Origin of the sequence: Rhodanobacter sp. DHG33 (assembly GCF_014843005.1) — a bacterium.
In the GTDB taxonomy this organism is placed as follows: domain Bacteria; phylum Pseudomonadota; class Gammaproteobacteria; order Xanthomonadales; family Rhodanobacteraceae; genus Rhodanobacter_A.
Genome location: NZ_JACYXM010000004.1, coordinates 72,871 through 93,524, shown reverse-complemented (window position 1 = coordinate 93,524; position 20,654 = coordinate 72,871). Strand labels below are relative to the sequence as shown.

22 protein-coding genes are annotated in these 20,654 nt (G+C 66.7%); 3 read left to right on the top strand and 19 right to left on the bottom strand.

Translation table 11 applies throughout. The features are described 5' to 3' along the window. Window positions 1-40 precede the first annotated feature (40 nt). From cls to IHE46_RS08290, 4 genes are all read right to left on the bottom strand, one after another. Window positions 41-1,420: a cardiolipin synthase gene (cls, locus tag IHE46_RS08305; RefSeq protein WP_192164173.1), complete on the bottom strand. Its 1,380-nt coding sequence runs from the start codon at window positions 1,418-1,420 to the stop codon at window positions 41-43. A 16-nt stretch (window positions 1,421-1,436) separates the two neighbouring features. After that, window positions 1,437-2,807, bottom strand: coding sequence for an FAD/NAD(P)-binding protein (locus IHE46_RS08300; RefSeq protein ID WP_192164172.1), 1,371 nt, complete (start codon window positions 2,805-2,807; stop codon window positions 1,437-1,439). A 23-nt stretch (window positions 2,808-2,830) separates the two neighbouring features. Continuing rightward, entirely contained in the window at window positions 2,831-3,403 is a 573-nt protein-coding gene (locus tag IHE46_RS08295; protein ID WP_192164171.1) for a cysteine dioxygenase, read from the bottom strand. Between the two features lie 96 nt (window positions 3,404-3,499). Next, window positions 3,500-4,159 (bottom strand): energy transducer TonB, encoded by a 660-nt coding sequence (locus IHE46_RS08290; RefSeq protein WP_192164170.1) that lies wholly within the window; start codon window positions 4,157-4,159, stop codon window positions 3,500-3,502. A gap of 204 nt (window positions 4,160-4,363) precedes the next feature. Between IHE46_RS08290 and IHE46_RS08285 the strand changes: the two genes are divergently transcribed. Then, the gene (locus IHE46_RS08285; protein ID WP_192164169.1) at window positions 4,364-5,029 is read left to right on the top strand and encodes a hemolysin III family protein; all 666 of its coding nucleotides are present in this window, start codon (window positions 4,364-4,366) and stop codon (window positions 5,027-5,029) included. Window positions 5,030-5,039: 10 nt separating this feature from the next. On the opposite strand, the gene IHE46_RS08280 is transcribed toward IHE46_RS08285, so the two are convergent. The 15 genes from IHE46_RS08280 to IHE46_RS08210 form a co-directional block, all read right to left on the bottom strand. Then, window positions 5,040-5,528: a DUF456 domain-containing protein gene (locus IHE46_RS08280; protein WP_192164168.1), complete on the bottom strand. Its 489-nt coding sequence runs from the start codon at window positions 5,526-5,528 to the stop codon at window positions 5,040-5,042. A 229-nt stretch (window positions 5,529-5,757) separates the two neighbouring features. Further along, window positions 5,758-6,219, bottom strand: coding sequence for a DUF1456 family protein (locus tag IHE46_RS08275; protein WP_192164167.1), 462 nt, complete (start codon window positions 6,217-6,219; stop codon window positions 5,758-5,760). A gap of 166 nt (window positions 6,220-6,385) precedes the next feature. Further along, the gene (locus tag IHE46_RS08270) at window positions 6,386-7,171 is read right to left on the bottom strand and encodes a DUF2968 domain-containing protein (RefSeq protein WP_192164166.1); all 786 of its coding nucleotides are present in this window, start codon (window positions 7,169-7,171) and stop codon (window positions 6,386-6,388) included. 138 nt (window positions 7,172-7,309) lie between these two features. After that, entirely contained in the window at window positions 7,310-9,058 is a 1,749-nt protein-coding gene (locus IHE46_RS08265; protein ID WP_192164165.1) for a pilus assembly protein TadG-related protein, read from the bottom strand. A 3-nt stretch (window positions 9,059-9,061) separates the two neighbouring features. Further along, window positions 9,062-9,523, bottom strand: coding sequence for a DUF3613 domain-containing protein (locus IHE46_RS08260; RefSeq protein WP_192164164.1), 462 nt, complete (start codon window positions 9,521-9,523; stop codon window positions 9,062-9,064). After that, window positions 9,520-10,485, bottom strand: coding sequence for a Flp pilus assembly protein TadD (locus IHE46_RS08255; RefSeq protein ID WP_192164163.1), 966 nt, complete (start codon window positions 10,483-10,485; stop codon window positions 9,520-9,522). Before IHE46_RS08255 ends, IHE46_RS08260 begins: the two co-directional genes overlap by 4 nt. Before the next feature lies 1 nt (window position 10,486). Further along, window positions 10,487-11,437: a type II secretion system F family protein gene (locus tag IHE46_RS08250; RefSeq protein WP_192164162.1), complete on the bottom strand. Its 951-nt coding sequence runs from the start codon at window positions 11,435-11,437 to the stop codon at window positions 10,487-10,489. After that, complete coding sequence (locus IHE46_RS08245; protein WP_192164161.1) at window positions 11,434-12,357, bottom strand: type II secretion system F family protein; 924 nt, start codon at window positions 12,355-12,357, stop codon at window positions 11,434-11,436. Before IHE46_RS08245 ends, IHE46_RS08250 begins: the two co-directional genes overlap by 4 nt. After that, window positions 12,354-13,709 (bottom strand): CpaF family protein, encoded by a 1,356-nt coding sequence (locus IHE46_RS08240; RefSeq protein ID WP_225562907.1) that lies wholly within the window; start codon window positions 13,707-13,709, stop codon window positions 12,354-12,356. The genes IHE46_RS08245 and IHE46_RS08240 overlap by 4 nt, the downstream gene beginning before the upstream one ends. Next, window positions 13,706-15,040, bottom strand: a complete 1,335-nt coding sequence (locus tag IHE46_RS08235; protein WP_192164159.1) for a fimbrial protein — start codon at window positions 15,038-15,040, stop codon at window positions 13,706-13,708. Before IHE46_RS08235 ends, IHE46_RS08240 begins: the two co-directional genes overlap by 4 nt. Window positions 15,041-15,054: 14 nt before the next feature. Next, a complete protein-coding gene (locus IHE46_RS08230; protein WP_225562906.1) occupies window positions 15,055-16,371 on the bottom strand; it encodes a type II and III secretion system protein family protein in 1,317 nt (438 codons plus the stop codon). 17 nt (window positions 16,372-16,388) lie between these two features. Next, entirely contained in the window at window positions 16,389-17,396 is a 1,008-nt protein-coding gene (cpaB, locus tag IHE46_RS08225) for a Flp pilus assembly protein CpaB (RefSeq protein ID WP_192164158.1), read from the bottom strand. Window positions 17,397-17,434: 38 nt separating this feature from the next. After that, window positions 17,435-17,956: a TadE/TadG family type IV pilus assembly protein gene (locus IHE46_RS08220; RefSeq protein WP_192164157.1), complete on the bottom strand. Its 522-nt coding sequence runs from the start codon at window positions 17,954-17,956 to the stop codon at window positions 17,435-17,437. Between the two features lie 5 nt (window positions 17,957-17,961). Continuing rightward, a complete protein-coding gene (locus IHE46_RS08215) occupies window positions 17,962-18,474 on the bottom strand; it encodes a prepilin peptidase (protein ID WP_255430884.1) in 513 nt (170 codons plus the stop codon). Between the two features lie 103 nt (window positions 18,475-18,577). Further along, window positions 18,578-18,763: a Flp family type IVb pilin gene (locus tag IHE46_RS08210; protein ID WP_192164583.1), complete on the bottom strand. Its 186-nt coding sequence runs from the start codon at window positions 18,761-18,763 to the stop codon at window positions 18,578-18,580. A 587-nt stretch (window positions 18,764-19,350) separates the two neighbouring features. Here IHE46_RS08210 and IHE46_RS08205 point away from each other — a divergent pair. After that, window positions 19,351-20,316, top strand: coding sequence for a helix-turn-helix domain-containing protein (locus tag IHE46_RS08205; protein WP_192164156.1), 966 nt, complete (start codon window positions 19,351-19,353; stop codon window positions 20,314-20,316). Window positions 20,317-20,345: 29 nt separating this feature from the next. Then, window positions 20,346-20,618, top strand: a complete 273-nt coding sequence (locus tag IHE46_RS08200) for a hypothetical protein (protein WP_192164155.1) — start codon at window positions 20,346-20,348, stop codon at window positions 20,616-20,618. The last annotated feature ends 36 nt before the right edge of the window (window positions 20,619-20,654 follow it).

The following is a 20,654-nucleotide window of genomic DNA, read 5'->3' as shown; positions in this document are numbered from 1 at the left end:
CCTTCACGAATCATGCCTGCCACCCGCCTCCGCAACGCGATCAGAGCACCGGATCGAACAGCCGCGCCACATGCATGGCCACGCGGCGCAGGTAGGAAGCGTCCGTGTATTCGCGCGCGTCCACCTCGCGCGACTGGGCGAAGTCGTTTTCCAGCATCGCCTCGACCTGCCCGGCGAAGTCGCGGTCCAGCACCAGCGCGCTGGCCTCGAAGTTGAGCCGGAACGAGCGCGTGTCGAGGTTGAGGCTGCCCACCGCCGCGCAGTCGTCGTCCACCAGCACCACCTTCTGATGCATGAAACCGGGCTGGTAGCGGAACATGCGCACACCCGCACGCAGCGCGTAGTAGGCGTGCAGGGTGGAAGCGAGGAACACGGTGCGGTGGTCGGGCCGCGACGGGATCAGCACGCGCACGTCCACGCCGCGCAGCACGGCCAGCTGCAATGCGGCACGCACCGAATGGTCGGGCACGAAGTAGGGCGTGGCGAGCCAGATGCGCCGCTGCGCCGCGTTGATCGCGGCGGTGATGAAGAGCGAGCCGGTTTCCTGCGGGTCGGCAGGCCCGCAGGCGACCACCAGCACGCGTGCGTCGCCATCCGTCGCCGGCGCCGGGTGCTGCGGCAACGGCGCACCGGTGATCCATTCCCAATCGTCGGCGAACAGTTGCCGCAAGTCGGCCACGGCGGGGCCCACCAGCTCCATGTGGGTGTCGCGCCACGGCGCCAGCGGCGGTTTCAGCCCGAGGTATTCGTCGCCTACGTTGAGGCCGCCGATGAAGGCGCGCTCGCCATCCACCACGACGATCTTGCGGTGGTTGCGGAAGTTGAGCTGGAAGCGGTTGCGCAGCCGGTGGGTGGCGAAGGGATGGATGGCCACGCCGCCCGCGCGCAGCGTTTCCACGTAGCGGCGCGGCAGGTCGTGGCTGCCTACGCCGTCGTACAGCACGCAGACGCGCACGCCGGCGGCAGCGCGTTCCAGCAGCGCCTGCTGCATGCGCCGGCCCAGGTCGTCGTCGTGGAAGATGAAGAACTGCACCAGCAGCGTATGCCGTGCCTCGGCGATGGCCGCGAAGATCGCCTCGAAGGTCGCGTCGCCGTCGATCAGCAGGCGCAGGCGATGGCTGGGGCGGAACGGGCGGCCAAGCAGCGCCACCAGGGCGGCGTAGCGTCCTTCCTCCTCGCCCGGCGGGTTGGCGAGCCGCTCGCGCGGCACGGTGCTGGGATGCCGCTTGAGATAACCGCGGAAGCGGCTCGCGCCCAGGAACAGGTAGGGCACCAGGGTCAGCTCGGGCAGCAGCAGCAGGCCCAGCACCCAGCCGATCGCGCCCTGCGGCGTGCGCGTGTGCATCAATGCGTGCGCGGCGGCGATCACGCCTAGCACTTGCAGCAGCAGGATGAGGGCGCCGATCAGGCTGAGGCTCATGCAGGTTGGGGCCGCGCTACTTCGCCAGCAACTGGTCGACCACGGTACGCGCCTGCTGGCGGATTTCCGGCATCGCCGTGGATTCCCACAGGGTACCGCGCAACAGGCTGCCGATGGCGAACAGGCGCGACCAGGTGCCGCCGTCGTGCAGCAGCCGCCCCTGCGGGGTGGCCTGGCAGCCTAGCCCTAATGGGTCGGGCAGCACGTGCCGGTTGATCACCAACTGGCGCATGAGGGGATGCGGCGTGTGCGCCACGTCGAAATCCATGCCCACCGATTGCACCACCAGATCGGCGTGCAGCGTCTGCATCTTCGACGCATCGCGGTCGTGCGGATGCAGTTCGAGGCGCAGGCCATCGCCATCGACCTCGACGCGATACAGCTGGCCGCGCTGGCGGTGCAGGCGGCCTTCGCGCTCCAGCGCGGCCAGGCTTTCGTGCACCGGCGGCGGCATGCGGTGGCGGGTGCGTTCCCACGCCCAGCGCACGTGGCGCTGGAAGCGTGCCCGTTGCTCCAGCGGGAGCGCCGCCCACAGCGCCTGCGTGTGCGGGCGCAGGCTGTCGATCACGCTGCGCCAGTCGTCTTCCTGCGCCACCGCCTCGCGCAGCAGGTGCAGCCATCGGCGCACATCGGGCTCGTCCAGCATGGCCTCGATCACTTGCGCGCTGTCCTCGGCGGGCAGCGAGGTGGTGTGCAGGTGCGGCTCGGGCAGCTGGCCATGGCGGGAGATCGCGGTGAAGCGGGTCTCGGGCCAGCGGGCGGAGAGTTCCAGCAGCACGTCGGCGGCGGTGAGCCCGAGGCCGACCACCATCACGTGCCTGGGCGCTTCGGCCGGCGGGTTGGCCAGCAGCGGCCAGGGGTCGACCACGTAGCGGCCACTGGCCAGCGCCTCCTTGCTTACGCCGGCAAGGGGCAGCGGCGGCAAGGCGCCGATCGCCAGCACGGCGGCGTCCGCGCGGTGGGATTCTTCGCCGCGGAACACGGTGACGCCATGGGTTTCCGGCACCACCGCGTCGGCGGCAAACGGCACGATCTGCACGTCGTGGCCGTGCGCCTTGCCCAGCGCCAGCGCGCGCGCCACTTCGGCCTCGAGATAATCGCCGTAGCGGCGGCGCGGCAGGAAATCGGTGCCGGCGATGGAAGGGTCCTCGCGCTGCACGAAATCGAGAAAACTTTGCGGCTTGCCGGCGAACAGGCTCATCGAGGCCGCGCGCACGTTGAGCAGGTGGCGGTCGGACTGCGTGCCGTAGGCCACGCCACGGGCCAGTGTGCCGCCGCCGGTGTACCAATCCAGGTGCAGCGGTTGCGGCGGCCGCCGTTCCAGCAACTCGCCGAGCAGCGCGGCGGCCGCGGCGCCGCCGCCGATAATGGCGACACGTCGATGCATGCGTTGCTCCAGTCGGTTTTGGATCAGTGGGCGAGCGTGCCGGCAAACTGGCTGCGTTGCGCCTGCACAAGCCACGCGGGCGCATTCGCGCGCGATTCGCTGTCGCGGCGGTCCGGCAGCTCGCCGCCGTAGACATGCAGCGTATAGGCGGTGTCGTGGCGCGACAGGTTGCGGCAGCGATGCGCGTAGCTCGCGTCGCGCTCGAACCAGTTGGCGTCGCCCGGGCCCAACCAGTTGCGCCCTTGCGCATCCAGTTCGCCGCTGTGCGGATCGCGCCGGTAGGCCTGCCATTCCAGGGCGCCATGCAGCGCGAGCTCGAGGCCCCAGCAATCCGTATGGTCGAGCAGCGGCATGCGCTGGCCGGGCGGCCATGCGCGCACCAGCACGCGCAGCGCGGGCTGCCGACGCTCGATCAGCACGCGCGTGTCGATGCCGCGGCGATGTACGGCAGCCAGTCGTGCGGACAGGGCCGTCGTATCGCCATGCACCACGCGACCGAGTTCGCGCGCCATCGACGCCAGATCGGGGTGTTCGACGCGGGCATATTCCAGCGCGATGTCGCGCAGGCTCTTCAAGCTGTGCATGTACTTGCCCATGCGTAACTCGGCGTGGATACGTCTGCCCAGTGGAGCATGCGCACCGTTAAACGGCCGTAAGGCACGAGCATGCGCCTTACGGCCGCTTTCTTTACATCACAGATTGTTCAACACGAAGTTCACCGGCACCTTGGCCCAGGCGCGCACTGCATGGCCATTCACCATCGCAGGCTGGAAGCGCCAGTGCGCCAGCACCTGTTCGCGTGCGCTGCGGTCCAGCACGGTGTAGCCGCTGCCGTGCTCGATCTCGACCTGCAACGGCACGCCGCTCTCGTCCACCAATACACGCAACAGCACCGTGCCCTGCATGTGCTGGCGCAAGGCGAGCGTGGGGAATTGCAGCGGCGACGAGCGATAGGCCAGGGTGGCTTCGACCGGCTCGGCGGTATTTGCATCGCTGGGCGTCGCGCTCGGCGGCACCGCCTGCGGCATGGGCTGCGTACCTTCCGTACTCGGCGTCACTATCGGCGGCGTCACGGTGGGCTGCGGTTGCACGTGCACGGGCACGACGACGGGTGCTCGCGGCAACGGCTTCAGGTCGATGGGCGGCGGCGGTTTTACGGGGGGCAGTGGCTTGATGAAGGTTATTTCCGGCACCGTGGTGACGCGGTGGATCAGATCCATCGCCTGCGGCGCCAGCGGGCGGGTGAGGATCAGCAGTGCGGTGAGGTTGAGCGCGATGGCCGCACTGAGGGCGGCGATGCGCACGGGGTCGGGGTGGGGGCGAACGGCAACAGCCAGGCTTGCGGACGACATAAGCGACCTCCTGACGGCGTTTCGGTTTTTGGGTTGTGGCGCCGGCGACGCTGCCTAGGCAGGGGGACCGTCGTGGACGCGGCCTGAGCGTATGCCTCCGGCCAATGGCGCGCAAGTGATCGGAATGGACGTCCATTGCGGTGGTCAAGCGCGGCCGCTCCCGCTATGGTGCAATGCGGGATCGTCCTCTCCGCCGGAACCGCCATGACCGCCGCCACTGCCGCCTTGCCGCGCTATCACCGCGGCGACGAATTCGCCAGCAGCCTCCTGCACGGCCTCGGCATCGTGCTCAGCATCGGCGGCCTCGCCACCCTGGTGGCATTTGCGGCGATGCGCGGCGATGCGCGCGAGATCGTCGCCTGCGCGGTGTACGGCGTCACGTTGATCCTGCTCTACACCGCATCCACGCTGTACCACGCGATTCCCGTGGTCGCGGCCAAGCCCTTGCTGCGCACGCTGGACCACATCGCGATCTACCTGCTGATCGCCGGCACCTACACGCCGTTCACCCTGATCGCGCTGCCGGGCGCATGGGGCTGGAGCCTGTTCGCTGCGGTGTGGGCGATGGCGCTGGTCGGCAGCGTGCTGGAGCTGGGTTGGTTCCGCCGCTGGCACAAGCTCGCCGTACTGCTCTACGTGGGCATGGGCTGGATCGGCATGCTCGCCTTCAAGCCGCTGGCCGCGCATCTGCAGGTCGGCGGCATGACGCTGCTGATCGGCGGCGGCGTGGCCTACACGCTCGGCGTGCCGTTCTACCTGTGGCGCAGGCTGCCTTATCACCACACGCTGTGGCATGCCTTCGTGCTAGCCGGCAGCGTGCTGCATTACTTCGCGGTACTGCTGTACGTGCTGCCGGGAAAAATCGGCTGAAGCCCGGCGATCAGCCCAGCAGCATCGCCACTCCGAACAGACCTACCATCACCAGCGAGATCACCAGCTTCACCAGCGTGCCGCACAGCAGGCCGATCCAGGTGCCGATGCCGACGTGGGTGGAGCGCAGCACGCTGGTGCCGGAAGAAAGCTCACCGAGCAGCGCGCCGATGAACGGGCCGAGCAGAATGCCCGGAATACCGAAGAACATGCCGACGAAGGTGCCCAGCGAGGCGCCCCACAGCGCGCGCTTGCTGGCGCCGACACGCTTGGCGCCCAGCGTGCTGGCGATGAAGTCCACGATCACGGCCACGGCGCCCAGCGCGCCGATCAGCAGCAGCCACCACAGGCCGAGGTGGCGGTAATCGTCCACGGCGGCGATCAGCCAGATGCCGCCGAAGATCATCGGCACGCCGGGCAGGCTGGGCAGGATCGCGCCGACCAGTCCGCCGATGATCAACACGGCGCCGAGGGTGTAGAACACGGTGTCGAACAGCATGCGTGCTCCTTGGGATGCTTTGAACAATCTGCCTTTTACTCGCCATTCCTGCGCAAGCGCTAGCGCTGTTCAACAGTGAAGTTGGCCAATCCAGTGCCTTGGTGGCAATCGCTTGAAGGCGCTGGATCCCGGCTTGCGACGGGATGACGAGCAAACCCTGACCTCGCCTTTGCGATCATCCTTGATTACGAAATCGCACGGGCGGTCATCCGCGGCCGCACTCTTCCATTCAACTGCGTAGCCGCTGGGTGAGGCCGCGCAGGAAATGGCGCAGCAACTGGTCGCCGCAGGGGCGGTAGTTGGGATGCTCGGGTTTGCGGAACAGCGCGGTGAGTTCCGATTTCGACAGCGGAAACCCGGAGGCGGCGAGGATGGCGTGCAGGTCGTCGTCGCGCAGTTCGAAAGCCACGCGCAGCTTCTTCAGCACGAGGTTGTTGGTGACGCGTTTCGCCACCGGCTGCGGCGGCCGGCTTTCGTCGCGGCCCCGCAGGTGCACCACCAGGCCGTCGAGGAAGTGCGCCATCACCTTATCGGGGCAGTCGCGGTAATCGGGTTCGTCGTCTTTCTTCAGGAATGCGTCGAAGTCCGTCTGCGCTACCTCCAGTCCGGCAAGCGCAACGATGGCCGCGAGTTTTCCGTCGGGCAGGTCGAGCATGTAGCGCACGCTGCGCAGTACGTCGTTGTTGATCATGCGCGCATTGTATCGGGTGCCCGCCGATGCCGTTCGCGTCGGCAGCACTGCAGGTTGCATGGCCGAGGCGTGCTCTGCGACTGCGTGCGGGGCGAATGGTTGATGGCTGGGCGGAAACGAACGAGGCGCCCGCAGGCGCCCCGTTGCCCATCGTGCTCCAGCCGCCTTACTGCGCAGGCGTGGCTGGTGCGGGTGAGCTGCTTGTCGATGCGGGCGCCGGCGTCGGGGCGGGCGGAGGCGGCAGTTGCAGCTGCGGATTGGACTGCTGCTGCTCCAGTTCGTTGATGCGCTGCTTCATGGCGTCCAGCTCGCTGCTGGAGCTGTGCAGGTTGGCGCTCAGCGCCACCGCCTGCTGTTGCGCCTGCTGCTGCGCGGCCGCCACCTGGCGCGCCTGCTGCTGCTGGTAGCTGGCGTCCTGCTGCAGGTTCTGCAGGTGCGTGCGGTTCACCTGGATCATGCGTTCGGCGTAGGCATTGCCGGCTTGCAGGCGGATGGTGTCGATGTCCACCTGGGCCAGTTTCTGCGTCTGCTCGGCGAAATTCTTGTAGAGGCCTTCGGCGCTCTCGTAGGAGTCCGTCTGGATCACGCGCCAGAACTGCTTGCCGTGGAACAGCGCCACGTAATAGCCCAGCTTGTTGCTGTCGAACAGCAGGCTGGCGCCGTAGGAGGCGTTGTACGTCGTGCGCAGCTCGGTGAGCTGGTGGCTGTCGATCAGCTGCTGCAGGCCGGCTACCGCGGCGCTGGGCGGCGTGCTGGCATCGCCTGCCGAAGGCAGCGGCGAGGATGGCGAGGGCGGCGTCGGTGCCGCCTGAGCCGGTCCGCTGGGCTGCGCCGGGGCAGCTGCGGCGATCGGTGCGGTCGCGCAGGCCGACAGGGTCACGCATGCCAGCGCCGTCGCGATGGCCAGCACCACATGGCGCCGTAGATGCGCGCTGCGAGTCGTTCGATTCATCACCCAGCATCCCCCATGTATCACGTTCGATCTGACGACCTTGCACCTGCCGGCATATCCGTTGCCCAGCATAACTTGATGAAGTCTAAAGGTCGCAGGCTCGGGGTCAAGGGGCCGTGGTGTGACGGGCGGGGCAGGTCAGTAGACCAGTTTGGCGCCGGCGTTGCAGTTGACGTCGATCAGGTTGACGTCGGCGGCGCCGATCTCGACGCCCGTCGCTTGCAGCAGCGGCGATATCAGCAGGCTGTCCAGCGACGACAGCACGGGAGACAGGGCACTCGACAGAGTCAGCAGCAGCGGCGACAGCGTCGAGGCGGGCAGGGTTATGGGGATCCCCAGCAGGGTAACGGTGGTCTGCAGGTTGGTTGAACCCAGCAGGCTGGTGACGACCGTGCCCAGGCTGGTCGTCGACGGCGAGCCCGCCGTCTGCGCGAGAGGCGGGTTGAGCGGATGCGAGACAGGAGTCGGCACGCCGAAGGTCAGCAGTTGGGCGGGATTGGCCGCGACCTGCACATTGGACGAAGCCGAGATCACGACCAGGCCGGTTAACAGGACATTCGCATTGATGAGTTTGGCCTGGGTTCCACTGGCGATCAGCGACGGCCACGAGGTTGTCGTGTTGGCGAAGGCCGTCGAAGTCAGATTGCCCAGGAAGGCGTTCAACACGCCAGGGGTCGCGGTGATCCCCACGGTATCCTGCGCGCCTCCGCAGGTGATGGATGAGAGGGTTGCGTCGGTGGGCGCGACTTCCACGTAAAGGGGTAGCCCCAGAAGGCTTTCGCCACCGGTGAGCGGCGTGGAGAGCGCCGTCACGTTCAGCCCCAGCCGTATCTGCGCCGTATGCGCCGTGGCCCCCACGTTGCCGACGGCGATCTTTGGTGGTTCGATGACGGCCAGCTGCAGGCTCACGGTCGCCACGCCCGGCACGTTGATGCTGCCGCCGTTGAGCGCAACGGCGTTCTGGCTGTCGGCGGCCAGCAGCACGGCGTTGAGGACGTCGAGTGCGCTGACATAGGTGTTCAGCGCGACATTGGGATCGGTCGTGTTCGCGTTGACGTTGAGTATGTCGCCGAGGTTGAGGGTGGTGTTGCCGATCTGCGCCTCGATCAAGGCGACCTGCGAATTGACGAAGCCCAGGTCGATATTCGCGGCGTTGGAGCTCTGCTGCAGCACCTGCACGTAGGCATTGAGGAAATCGCTGACGGTGATGGGGGCGTTGAGCACACCGTTGACCGTGCCCGTGTTGATGTTCAGCTGGTTCACCAGGCCAAGCAGGGAGATGTTGGTATTGGTGATGCCCTGGTAGCTCAGCAGCTGCAGGCCCAGCGATGTACCGAGGGTGTTGCTGAGCAGCTGGTTGAGCGGGCTGGTCGAACTGATGCCGACGAGCCGGGATCCGACGGAAAAGGACGCTGTGGGCTGCGCATTGATCGCCACCGCCGTGGCCGGGACCGCGTGCGTTCCCGTCCAGGCCATGCCGGCGCCGAAGAGATGATTCACGTTGCGGACCACGTCCACCTTGATGGCGGCGACGCCGCCGGCCGATGCGGCTGCCAGGACGCTGGAGCCGCTGGCAGGCTGGCTGCCGCAAGTGATGGCGATGGTCGAATAGCCGTTGGCCGTCGTGCCGCCATTGGCGACGGCATTGTGGGACGCTGAGGTGTAAGGCGCCGAGCCAGTTGGGCAGGCAGCGGCGCTGGTCATCTGCTGTACGCCCGTCAGCGCCGCCAGGTCCGCCACTTTCTGCGCATCGCGTTTGGCGGAGTACAGGTAACCCACCTCCACGATGCCGAGGATGGTGATGAGGCCAAGCAGCATCAGCATCATGGCCACGGCCATGGAGCCGCGCTGGCGCCGCTGCAGTGGACGGGGGCCAAGGATCTGCATGACTCAGTACCCGCTTCCGCTGCTGCCGCTCCCGTTCTTGCTTACGGTGGACTGGAAGAATTCGGGAATGGGGTGGTTGAAGCTCTGCATGTAGCGGCGGTAGGCGGCGGTGGCTTCGTCGCCGAGCATGGGGGACGACTGGCCGGCCTGGCTCCCGCTGGTCTGCATGCGCAGCAACTGGCGGGTGGTGGAGCCGACGCCGCCGTTGTCGCCGACATCGGCCAGCGGCGGCGGCGCTTCGGCGCTGGCATCGTCGCCGGGTGGCGCGACCTGTTGCGGTGCCTGCGGCGCAGGCGCGGCGCTGACGGGTTGCGGGGGCTGCGGCTGGGGCGCGGCCGCCGGGGCGGGGGCAGGCGTCTGGCCATCCATCATCTGGCCGGTGAGCGGAGCCTGCTGGGCGACGGCAGGCAAGGCCAGCGACAGACCGAATGCGACGAGCAGGGTATGGCGGATAGGCAGGTTCATGGGTTGGCCCCGCTGGTCGAAGAAGAGGATGAGCTGAAGCGGTCGAGCACGCCGCCGGGAATGCCGTTGATGGCATTGGGAACGGGCACGCGGTGCGGGTAGTTGCCGCCGGAGGCGTTGCCGGCGGTCGACGTCGAAGCGGTTTCCGCGGCGGTTGCCGCAGTGGCCGTCTCCGCCGTGGGAGCCGCGGCGTTGTCCGCGATGCTGGCGCGCAATTGCGCGGCCAGCTGGTATACGGCGTCGCGGGTGGTCTGGGGCAGCTTGGCGCGTTGCATCAGGTCGTCGGCGAGCGGCAGCTGGTTGTCGAGGATGGCCCACACCGCGAGGTTGGAAATGTCCTTGGCATCGTCGGGCGCCAGCTGTGCGGCCATCGACAATGGTTCGCGCGCTTCGGCGATGCGGCCGGCGCGCAGGCGGGCATAACCCAGGTCGCTGAGATAGGCCGAATTGATCGGCTCCAGCTGCACGGCCTTGGCCAGATCCTGCTCGGCTTCCCCTTGCTGGTTGGCGGCCGCGGCGATCAGGCCCAGGCCATGCCATGCCGCGGCTGCCTGGCTGCTGTGCAGCAAGCTCTGGTAGATCGGCACGGCGGCATTGCCCTGGCCGGTTTCGCGCAGCGCGTCCGCCCGCAACTGGCTGAGTTCGGGCGAATCGCCGTAGCGCTGGCGATAGGCATCGATGTGCGCCAGCGAGGCGTAGTAGGCGCCTTGCTGCTGCAGCTTGTGGATGAGCTGCAGGTAGACGTCCTTGTTGTCGTGCGGCGTGGTGCCCGGTTCCGCCAGGCTCGGCGCAACGACATGGTTGGGGTAGCCATTGCGGACGCCGCCGCAGCCGGCAAGCAGCAGAGCAGCGACGGCGAGCAGGGGCCATGCGACGAAGCGGTGCGTCGACGGCAGTTCGCGCGGCCGCGTGGTCACTAGGGCGGAGCGAGAGGGAAAAGTCTGCGGTTGGCCGATGCGCATGTCAGTGCCCCCCGAGTTTCGAGATGGTGCCGATGAGCGAAACGATGGCGGGGCCGGCCAGTACCAGCATCAGCGCGGGCAGCAGGGTGAGCATCATCACCATGGTCATCTTCACCGACAGCTTGCCGGTCTTTTCCTTCATGCTCATCTTGCGCTGCTCGCGTAGCCGCTCCGCGAACTGGCGCAGCGGCTCCTGTACGGCGCCGCCGTGTTCGTGCACCTGCACGATGACCTGCACCAGGCTACGCAGGTCGTCGTTGTCGAACGACCCCGCGAGCCGGTGCAGCGACTGCTCGCGTGACCGACCGTGCATGTAGCTGGTGTTGGCGTCGCGCAGCTCGCGACCCAGCACGGGCAGCACGGTGGGGAAGCGTTCCGCGATGGTCTGCAGGCTCTGGTCCATGCTGAAGCCCACGCCCTGGAACAGCCGCAGCAGGTCGATCAGCAGCGGCAGTTCGTCGCTGGCCTGGCGGCGCAGACGTTCGGCCCATGCACCGAGCACGAACTTGGGCAGCAATACGCCCGCGGCAAGGCCGGCCATCAGTTCGATCATGGCGCGGACGCCGGTGGGCCGCAGCCAGAGTGTCACCGCCACGGGCAACAGCAACGCCAGCACCAGGCGCACGCCGAGGTAGGTGGCGCGGCCGGAAGGCGTGTTGCGGTTGGCCTGGTCCAGCAAAAGGCGATCTTCCGGCGCCAGCAATGCCTTGCCCAGCCCCCCATTTTCGAAACGGCGGCCCACCGCCTGCAAAGCATCCAGCAGGCGTTGCCACGGATTGCGGGTGTCGCGTTCGCCATCGGCCAGTGCCAGCGGCTGATGATGCAGGGCGCGTTCCATCACGTGCGCCTGCTGTTGGCCGCTGCGATGGCGTGCGAATGCGCCCAGCGCAAACACCACGGCGCCAAGCGCCAACAGCACCAGGGACAGCACGAACAAGGTCGAGGCGCTCATAGCGATTTCGCCAGGCGGTACAGCAGGAAGCTGCCCAGCAGTTCCAGCCCGAGTGCGATCAACAGGATGGTGTGGCCCAGCGGTTGGTGGAACATCGGGTTGAAGAAGGTGGGATTGGTCAGCGTCATGAAGGTGGCCGTTATCACCGGCAGCAACCCGAGCACCCAGGCGGACATGCGCGTTTCGGAAGTGATGGCGCGCAACTCCTGCTGGGCCTGCTCAAGGTCGCGCATGAAGTCGCTCATGCGCTGCAGGATCTGGTCGGCGCGGCCGCCCATGCGCATGCCGGTGCCCAGCACCACGTGCAGCAGTTCCAGTGCGTGCAGGCGGTACGGACGCGCGGCGAGCTGCAGGGCGCGGTCGAGATCGTGGCCGGCGCGCACCGAGCTCATCGCGCGATCGAGCACGGCCCGCAGCGGCATCTGCACCGAGTTGGTGGTGACCTGAAACGCCATCGGCAAGCTGTTGCCGATGCTGGCCAGGCGCACCATGCCGTCGAGGAAGTCGGGCAGTTGGCGCAGGATCTGTTTCTGCTGCTTCTCGATGCGGGCGCGCAGCCATAGCCATACCAGCACGGCGTACAGCGCAAGCATCACCGGGAACGCCCAACCGGTGCCGATGCGCCACGTGGCCAGCAAGGCCAGGGTCACGCCGACTACAGCCACCGTCAACGGCATGCGCAAGCCGGGCGGCAGGCCCGCACGCAGACACAGATCGTCGGTGGGTAAGCCGCTCGACGGTTGCGGTTGACCGGGCAGTGCCCCCGGCAGCGGCGGCGCATGCGGCATGCCGCCGAGGCTCTGCTCCATCCGCGTCAGGCTGCGGCGCTGCTGCTCGCGCGCCATGCCGCTGGACCACAGCTGCGCGGCGGCCGCGAACATCAGCATCACCAGGCTGAGCAGGGCGAGCGCCTGGATCATAGGGTGATCCCGCTGGCTTCGCGCAGGAACTGGCGGAACTGCTCGAGCTTGTGCGTGTGCGGGTGGAAGCCCAGGCCCGGCCAGCGGTCGCGCTCCTTGCCGTCCGCGTCGACGAAGGTTTCGTGGCGGTACATTTCCTGCGTGGTGATGATGTTGTCGCCCACGCCGGTGACCTCGGCGATGGAGGAGATCACGCGGCGGCCGTTGCTGAGGCGCGCGATCTGAATGATGAAGTCGATGGCGCTGGCGATCTGCCGGCGCAGGCTGCTCTCGCTGCCCTGGAAGCCGGCGAAGCCGGACAGCATTTCCAGGCGGTACAGCGCGTCGCGCGGCGAATTCGCGTGGATGGTGGACATCGAGCCGTCGTGGCCGGTATTCATCGCCTGCAGCATTTCCAGCACTTCGGCGCCGCGCACCTCGCCCACCACGATGCGGTCGGGGCGCATGCGCAGGCTGTTGCGCACCAGGTCGCGGATGCTCACCGCACCGCTGCCGTCGAAGCCGCCGAGGCGGCTCTCGAGGCGCACCACGTGCGGATGGTTGAGCGACAGCTCGGCGGTGTCCTCGATGGTGATGACGCGTTCGGTGTGCGGAACGAAGCTGGCCAGCGCGTTGAGCAGCGACGTCTTGCCCGAGCTGGTGCCGCCGGAAATGATGATGTTGCAGCGGCCCAGCACCGCCGCCTGCAACAGGCCGCGGATGGCCTTGTCGAAGGCGCCGCGGGCGAGCAGCTCGTCGGGCGTGAACGGGTCCTTGCGGAACTTGCGGATGGAGACGCTGGGGCCGGAAACCGACAAGGGTTCGATGATCGCGTTGAGGCGGCCGCCGTTGGGCAGGCGCGCGTCCACCATCGGGCTGGACTCGTCCAGCCGCCGTCCCAGCGGAGCGAGGATGCGCCGCACGATGCGCAACAGGTGGCGCGAGTCGCTGAAGCGCACGCCGGGCTCGCGCTCCAGCACGCCGCCACGCGAGACATACACGTCTTCGTGGCCGTTGATGAGGATGTCCTCGACCTCCGAGTCCATGAGCAGGTCGTCGAGCGGGCCGAAACCGGTGATCTCCTTCACCAGCGCGATGGCGACCTTGCGCATCTCGGTCTCGTTGACCGGGATGCGCCATTCCTGCACGAAATTCGCGGTCTCGACCTCGACGTACTTCGTCACCGTGTCGGTTGCCCACGAGCCGATGTCGAGACGCTGGTCCTCGATACGGTTGAGCAGGAACTCGTGCGCGGCGGACAGCATGTCGTGGAAGTGCCGGGTCTGCTCGAACGGCAGATCGGGCGCGTCGACGCGCGGCGTCTCCGCGACGCGCTGCAAGGCGGCGGACAGGCGTGCACTCGGTTGGTTCATCGTGTTTTCCATGGGACACCTCCCGCGCGCGTGAATAATTTCTTCCACCACGGCAGGGCGGAAGCGGGCGGCATGTTGGCGGTATGCAGGCGGTCGCGCAGCGGGGCCAGTGCGCGGATGTAGGGGTCGCGCGGCGCGGACTGGTGCAGCAGCCTGCCCTGGTTGGCATGGATGAGCAGGGTGTGCGAGCGGTTGGGCAAGGTGGCCAGCAGCGGCAGTTCGAAGCGTTTGGCGATCTGCTGCGGGGTGAGGCCGCAGTCGTCGTCATGGCGGTTCACCACCAGTCCCAGTCGCTGGTCGCGCACGCCGGCCTGCTGCAGGTCGCGCAGGCAGCGATCCAGCGACACCATGGTGGCGATGCCCTGGTCGACCACCAGCCAGATCTCGCTGGCTGCACGCAGCATCGATGCGGACATCTGCTTGACCGACAGTCCGCCGAGATCGCAGAGCACGAGGTCCACGTGCTCGCGCAGGCGTTCGATCAACAGGCCTGCCTCCGCCGTGTCCAGCGAAGGCAATGGGGCCTTTGCGTCCTGCGACAGCACCGCCAGCTGGCTGGCGCCGTGGCGGGGCAGTGCACTGCGAAGCAGCGTGGCATCGATGCGGCTGGCGTTGTGCAACGCCTCGGCATAGTGGAATTCGCTGGTCACGCCCAGGTACAGCTGCGCGTCGCAGGCGGGCAGGCCGAGGTCCAACAACAAGGCTTGCGGCGCCGGTCCTTCCGCCGTTGCGGTTTTGTCAGCGGTGGAGATTGCGTTGCCTGCAGCAGACTTGGGCGGCAGCGGTGCGGCCAGCGCGCCAAGGTGGGCGGCCAGCGTGCTGCAGCCTACGCCGGGGCGCACGCCGAGCAGCAGCACCAGCTTGCCCAGTTGGTGCGGTGCCACCGCGGGCGTCGTTCCAGGGCGCGTATCGGCGGGCAGCTTCGCGGCATGTTCCAGCAGCTCGCGGATCTCCGCGTCGCTGGCGTCCATGTCGAAAAAGTCCAGCACGCCTGCGCGCAAGGCCGCCAGCACGCCGGCGGCGTGGTCGGACGCGGTGGAGCCCACGCCGAACAACGGCAGGCCGGGAACCATGGTCAGCAAATGGTGCGCAAGCTGGGTGGAGATGGGCGCATCGTCGTTGGCGTAGTCCAGCAGCACCAGGCAGCGCCCCTGGTACTGGGTGCGCCACGATGCGACCGAAAACAGCCGGCTGTCTTCCCAGTGCACCCGCGCCAGGTCGCGCAACCGGGCAGCCAGTCGCTGTGCCCGTTTTTCGTCCGATGAATAAAACAGTACGTCCACGCCGGGCTCCAGCATGCTCATGGGAAGAATGGAGGCGGAGGCAGTCATGGGCAGCAAGCTACTCAACGGGAGAATCCTGGCATCTGGTCGGGACTGGCGGGGCCGAGCAGCCACGAACCCCAGACCGCGGGGTCGCCGGCCGTCTCGCGTTCGCCCGGCAGCGGCAGGTTGGTGCCGCGGGCTATCGGCTTCACCAGGTGTGGCGTCACCATGATCACCAGTTCCTTGTCTTGACGGCTGTAATTCAGGTCACGGAAAAAGGCGCCGATGACGGGGATGTCGCCCAGCAGCGGAATCTTGCTCACCTGCGAGGTGATGCTCTGGCTGACCAGGCCGCCGATCACGAAGGTTTCGCCGTCGCCCAGTTCCACCGTGGTGTCGGCGCGGCGGGTACTGATGGCGGGTACGGATACGCCATCGAGCACCACCGCGTCGGCGTAATCCAGATCGCTGGCTTCCGGGGCCACTTTCAAGGCGATGCGATCCGGCCCGAGCACCGTGGGCGTCACAGTAAGGCCAATGCCGAACTGCTTGTAGGCAATGGTGGTGGTGCCCAGTCCCTGCGGTTCGGGAATCGGCAGCTCGCCACCGGCCAGGAAGCTGGCGCTTTGTCCGGACAGCGCCACCAGGGTGGGCTCGGCCAGCACGCGTGCCATGCCGTCGGCCGTGAGAAGGTTGAGGTTGCCGTTCCACAGATGTTTGCCGTTGGCGCTGGTATGGCCCATCACCAGGTTGAAGGCAGAGGAAACCGCGCCGCTCGATGTGTTGCTGGTCGTGCTTGGCGCAGTGAAGCCGTAGTGGAAGCCGTTGTTGGTACCCGAAAAGCTGAAGCCGAACTGGTCCATCGCGGTCTTGTCCAGCTCCACCACCTTCACGTCCACCTGCACCACGCCGCCGCTGGCTACGGTGGAGGTGTCGGTCACGCTGCCCTTGTTGCCAGCGGCGTCGGTGGCGGCACTCAAAGCTTGCTGGTGATCGAGCAGAGTAGGCGTGCTGCCGCTGAGCAGGGCCTGGCCGCCATGCGCGCTGACCTGCGCGCCGGTGTCGGCCAGCAACTGCTGCTGCAGCGCGCCGCGCACGCGAACGGTCAGGCGTTGCGGCGCCGATTCACCGCGCCGCCACAGCAAGAGGGTGGTTTCGCCGGCCTGCTTGCCCACCAATAGCGCCTCGCGGCTGTTGCCCTTCAGCGGTACCAGATCCGCCACCGACGGATCGGCGATGGCGACGCGCAGTAGATCCGCAGGCAGGCGCCAGGGGCGTTGCTCATGCGGCTGCAGCGTGACGTCGGCGTCCGCGGCGTTCGCCACGGCAAGCATGTTCGGCATGGTCACGGCGAGGCCCGTGAGCAGCAGGTAGAGCGGGCGGGTTCGAAAAGCCATGGCAGGAATCCGTCGCGTCAAAGGGAATTGGTCTGGGCGCCGCGGATGATCTCCACGCGCGGCGAGTTGTTGCGCGCCGTGCGCGCGGTGGCGGGCGGCGAGGCATGCGCCTGGCCCGCCAGGCCGAGGCCGTCGATGCCGGCAAAGGCGCGGTTTTCGGGCGACTGCAGCGCCTGACGCTGCTCGGGCGTGAGCATGGCGACCGGCGACAACGCGTCGCGCGGCTGCGGGAACAACGTATCGTCGGGTTGGCCGGGATCGCCCGGGTGGCGCAACGCCAGCACCAGCTTGCCGTCCTGCGTGCCCAGCAACAGGCGATCCACATCGGCCAGCGGCACCGCCAGCACGGCGGTCCGCGCGACCTGGTTTTCGTTGGTGGCAGCGGCAGCCTTGTCCGCGGCCTTGTCGTCGGTTGCCGTGGCGTGGGCCGACGGCACCGGCTTGGGCAGGTCGTGGCTGCCGAAGGCCAGCACGCGCAGGCGCGACACCAGCAGGCGGGCCTGGCTGGGCAGCGGTTTGCTGCCGCTAACGTAGCCTTCCGGGGACGCGGACTTCAGGTTGAGGAATACATCCACATAGTCGCCCGGCAGGATGCGGCTGCCCGCACTGCTCTGCTCGTCCACCGGTACGGCCAAGGCGCGCTCGCCCGGTTTCAGGGCCATCGCTACGCCGTGGGCAAGCAGGTTGGCGGTGATCGCGCTGCCTGCGGGAATGTCCACCAGCGGCACGTCGCCGGCCACACCGTCCACGGACGTATAGCCTTCCGGCAATGCCTGCGCCGCGGGCGCCAATTGCAACGACGCGGCGGCGATCGGCTGGCCGGCCGGCAGGGCATTCGCAGCGACGACGATCGACGTCGTGGCGGCCTGTACGGTCTGCCCGGCCGATGCAGGCGCGGCATTGGCGGGCGCTTGCGCCACCAGGTTCGATTGTGCGGCACGCCGGCCCAGCCCGAACGCTGCGATGGCCAGGATCACGGCCACCACGACCAGCAGCAGCGCGGCGATGCGGGTGAACTTCTGCATCGTGAATCTCCTTTGCCGGGACGTGCGCCCGCGGCTCCCTAGTTGTTGTAGATCTGGATCACGGCCGTGCTTTGCAGCGGCGCGCTCATCAGCCAGCCGTAGAGCGTGCCGGTGCCGAGGATCAGCGGGCTGTTGTTGTAGTCGTAGGTAGTGGTGACCAGCACGCAGGTGGCGTTCGTGTCCGCCGTGCAGTTGCTGGTCACGGCGATGGTGGCGATGTTGTTGGTGATGCTGGCGGACGTGCAGGCAGTCGGTGCGGGCGAGGTGCTGCTGGCCGACAGCGCAAACAGCCAGTTCATCGACTGCAGCGCGGTGCTGCAGGCATCGGTGAGATTGCCGCCGGCGGTGCCGTTGGAGTGCAACGCTGCGCGTGCGCCGTTGTCGGCGGCCAACGTCAGCGACTGCTTGGCGGTGAAGATCAGCACGCCTGTCAGCGTGAGCAGGAGCAGCGGCAGCATGCCGAACATGAACATCAGCGCAAACTCGATCGTCACTGCGCCATGCTGTCTGCGGCGACAGTTGGGCAGCGTGGGGCGGGCAATGGCAGTCTCGATGTTCATGGCATTCACCAATGCATCAGTGCCGGGTCGAAGATGACGATCAACGCACCCACTCCCAGCCATGCGGCGTAGGGCAGGCCTTTGCGGCCCTGGCGCGCGGCGAGCATGCGCTGGGCGAAGGCCGAGTTGGAAAACCGGGTTTGTGTGATTTCCCATGCGGGTATGGCCTGTGACAGCCAGTGTCGCGACAAAAGAACCAGCGTGCTGTGCACGCCTGCGATCAGGCTGCCGATAATCCAGATGGGCAACAGTGCTTTCGCACCAAGCAGAAAGCCAAGCAAGGCAAAAAACTTCACGTCACCGGCCCCCATCCAACCGAAAACGTGAAATGGCAGCAATGCCACCAGCCCTATTAAAAATCCAAGTAGAGCGGGCCATGGCGGCCCGCTCATGCCTTGAATCCAGCTAATGGCCGTTAAAGCAATGCCCAAGCAAAGCGCCGACAACAGCCATATGTTTGGTACGCGGCGTACATATAGGTCATTGCCAATGACCAATATGCATAAGACCGCAGCCAACGATGGCAGGTAGCTAGCCAATGGCTGACCTCGAGATGGCTGTCAGTAACGGATGCAGCTGATTGGATTTCGATTTGTGGTTGTGTGGACGGCCAGCCGAGAATCAGGTGCTGCTGACGGCAGCGCTGACCTTGCCCAGGAGGGTCGTGAGTATGGTTCCGAGCCCGCCCGTGCTGGTGGTGCCGATCACGGCCAGGATGACCGTTGCCACCAATGCTGCGAGAACACCGTATTCCAGCGCCGTAATGCCGTCTTCTTCTTTCAGGAAGTTGCGAATGGACGTGTTCATTTGCCTTTCTCCAAGGAGTCCCTCGACCCCACATGAGTTGATGCACGCGCCGTCTCCCCCTTCGGGTGGCGGCGTGATCGACCGCGGCTCCTGCCGCGGCTTGGCCCGACCGGGCCGTGGCACAGCCGCGTTGCGCGACAGTGCCGGATACGTGGTATCCGGTAATTGCGATGCATAGGGTGTGCCACTCGCAGCGGCGATGCGGGGAAGTGCCGCGCACAGGCTCATGGCGCCAAAAGGCGCGGATGCCGCGAAAAGCCTGTCTTTCGGCCATTGAGCCGTATTGATTGCAGTGTCCATGACACCCCCCTGATCGCCGGGGTCACTCAGTACGCCCGGCAGGTCTTGGGTCAAGTGTCATCGGGCAAATGGTGCGGCGGTACACAAAAACGGCACATTTCGACCAAAGCGGGGTGAACTTCTGGGTTCTTGTGACGCATTACATGTAAACGGGTGTAAATCGTGCCGAAAAAGTGCATGTGACCAAGGCGGTGTCGGCTTAAATGTTGCATCACTGATAGGAGTGCAGGGAGGTCTGCGTGACGGGAAGTCGCGCAGGCGCATCGTGATGGGGGGCTACACGAGTCATGACAGTCGGCATCGGCGACAACACGCAGTCGTGCGACTTGGTTTCGCTCGGTGGCGCGCTCCGCGTGTGCGAAATGGAAGTGGTGCTCCTGAACTCCGCTGGCCCTCAGGTTGCGGTGGAGTCGCAGGCGTTGAGCGAGGCCATCTTCTGCAGCGGCGAGACGAATTTCTCGTTTCGCGGTCGCTTTGTGCTGCCGGTCGACTGGTGCATGATCGGCTACATCCACCATACGTGCGATGGAAGCTGGTGCCACGGCACGGAGCTGCGCACGGGCATGGCGTTCACCGTGATGCCGGAAGGCATCAGCGAATTCATGCTGCGCGTCGGCAGCCGGGTCAGCGCGATGCTGGTGCCGCTGGAGCGCCTCCGTCGAAAAGTGGCCGAGCTGGATCTGCACCAGGCCGAGATATCGGCGCGCCTGCTTTCATTATTTATGTTGTCCGGCAGCGATGCCGCGCGCGACCTCGCCGCGGGCTTCGAGCGGGTGAGAGAACGTCTGACGAGCGGAAGCGCACTGAGCGATGACGACGTGGATGCGCTGCTCGCGAGTCATCTGCAGGCCGGCTTGTCTGCGCATGCCGAAGACCGCCCGCAGTGCACGCGGGGGCGGCGCACGCACTACATGATCGTGCAGCGCGTCGAGCAGTTCATGCGCGCCAACATGCGCCAGGACATCTATCTGAGCGAGATGTGCAATGCCGCGGGCGTCAGCGAGCGCGCATTGCGCTATGCCTTCGAGGATCTGCTGGGACTTTCGCCCAACCGCTACCTGTCGATGCTGAGGCTGTGCACGGCTTGTCGCAGTTTGTCACTTTCCGATGCCAGCCGACGTTCGGTGAAGTCCGTGGCGCTGAGCTGCGGTTTGTGGGATCTGTCGCGCTTCGCCGACCACTATCGCCGTGTCTTCGGCGAGTTGCCCAGCGACACGCTGATGCGTGCGCCGGCGCTGGAGTTCGCTTCCTGAGAGAGCCGGCACCGGTCGTTTATTGACGCGTGCAGAAGGCTGTTTGCGAACGAGCCGAGAAGATAGGCGAGGCTGCCGGAGGCGAGAGTCGCCACAAGATTTTTGCGACGCGCATTGCGATCGAAGCGGCGATGCGCATCGACGTTCACGAGGCAAAAGTTTCGGTTGCGGCCGGTTTAGGCACGGTATTTCCGGTATTTGCCGCATATGTGCATGGCTTGCCGTTTTCGCGCAGCACCTTGCCGGATACACATAGGGCGATGCCGGTTCGGCGCATTGGCAGGGCAATCAGGGCGATTTAATCATCCCCGACGCGTCTGCATGTGCAGGCGTGTGTC

Coding starts and splice junctions, on each gene's coding strand:
- IHE46_RS08270 (WP_192164166.1), bottom strand. CDS start 7,171: ATGAATCGAACGACTCGCAGCGCGCATCTACGGCGCCATGTGGTGCTG.
- cls (WP_192164173.1), bottom strand. CDS start 1,420: ATGAGCCTCAGCCTGATCGGCGCCCTCATCCTGCTGCTGCAAGTGCTA.
- IHE46_RS08205 (WP_192164156.1), top strand. CDS start 19,351: ATGACAGTCGGCATCGGCGACAACACGCAGTCGTGCGACTTGGTTTCG.
- IHE46_RS08210 (WP_192164583.1), bottom strand. CDS start 18,763: ATGAACACGTCCATTCGCAACTTCCTGAAAGAAGAAGACGGCATTACG.
- IHE46_RS08235 (WP_192164159.1), bottom strand. CDS start 15,040: ATGACTGCCTCCGCCTCCATTCTTCCCATGAGCATGCTGGAGCCCGGC.
- IHE46_RS08230 (WP_225562906.1), bottom strand. CDS start 16,371: ATGGCTTTTCGAACCCGCCCGCTCTACCTGCTGCTCACGGGCCTCGCC.
- IHE46_RS08290 (WP_192164170.1), bottom strand. CDS start 4,159: ATGTCGTCCGCAAGCCTGGCTGTTGCCGTTCGCCCCCACCCCGACCCC.
- IHE46_RS08220 (WP_192164157.1), bottom strand. CDS start 17,956: ATGAACATCGAGACTGCCATTGCCCGCCCCACGCTGCCCAACTGTCGC.
- IHE46_RS08240 (WP_225562907.1), bottom strand. CDS start 13,709: ATGAACCAACCGAGTGCACGCCTGTCCGCCGCCTTGCAGCGCGTCGCG.
- IHE46_RS08265 (WP_192164165.1), bottom strand. CDS start 9,058: ATGCAGATCCTTGGCCCCCGTCCACTGCAGCGGCGCCAGCGCGGCTCC.
- IHE46_RS08275 (WP_192164167.1), bottom strand. CDS start 6,219: ATGATCAACAACGACGTACTGCGCAGCGTGCGCTACATGCTCGACCTG.
- IHE46_RS08280 (WP_192164168.1), bottom strand. CDS start 5,528: ATGCTGTTCGACACCGTGTTCTACACCCTCGGCGCCGTGTTGATCATC.
- IHE46_RS08300 (WP_192164172.1), bottom strand. CDS start 2,807: ATGCATCGACGTGTCGCCATTATCGGCGGCGGCGCCGCGGCCGCCGCG.
- IHE46_RS08285 (WP_192164169.1), top strand. CDS start 4,364: ATGACCGCCGCCACTGCCGCCTTGCCGCGCTATCACCGCGGCGACGAA.
- IHE46_RS08255 (WP_192164163.1), bottom strand. CDS start 10,485: ATGCGCATCGGCCAACCGCAGACTTTTCCCTCTCGCTCCGCCCTAGTG.
- IHE46_RS08295 (WP_192164171.1), bottom strand. CDS start 3,403: ATGGGCAAGTACATGCACAGCTTGAAGAGCCTGCGCGACATCGCGCTG.
- IHE46_RS08260 (WP_192164164.1), bottom strand. CDS start 9,523: ATGAACCTGCCTATCCGCCATACCCTGCTCGTCGCATTCGGTCTGTCG.
- cpaB (WP_192164158.1), bottom strand. CDS start 17,396: ATGCAGAAGTTCACCCGCATCGCCGCGCTGCTGCTGGTCGTGGTGGCC.
- IHE46_RS08245 (WP_192164161.1), bottom strand. CDS start 12,357: ATGATCCAGGCGCTCGCCCTGCTCAGCCTGGTGATGCTGATGTTCGCG.
- IHE46_RS08250 (WP_192164162.1), bottom strand. CDS start 11,437: ATGAGCGCCTCGACCTTGTTCGTGCTGTCCCTGGTGCTGTTGGCGCTT.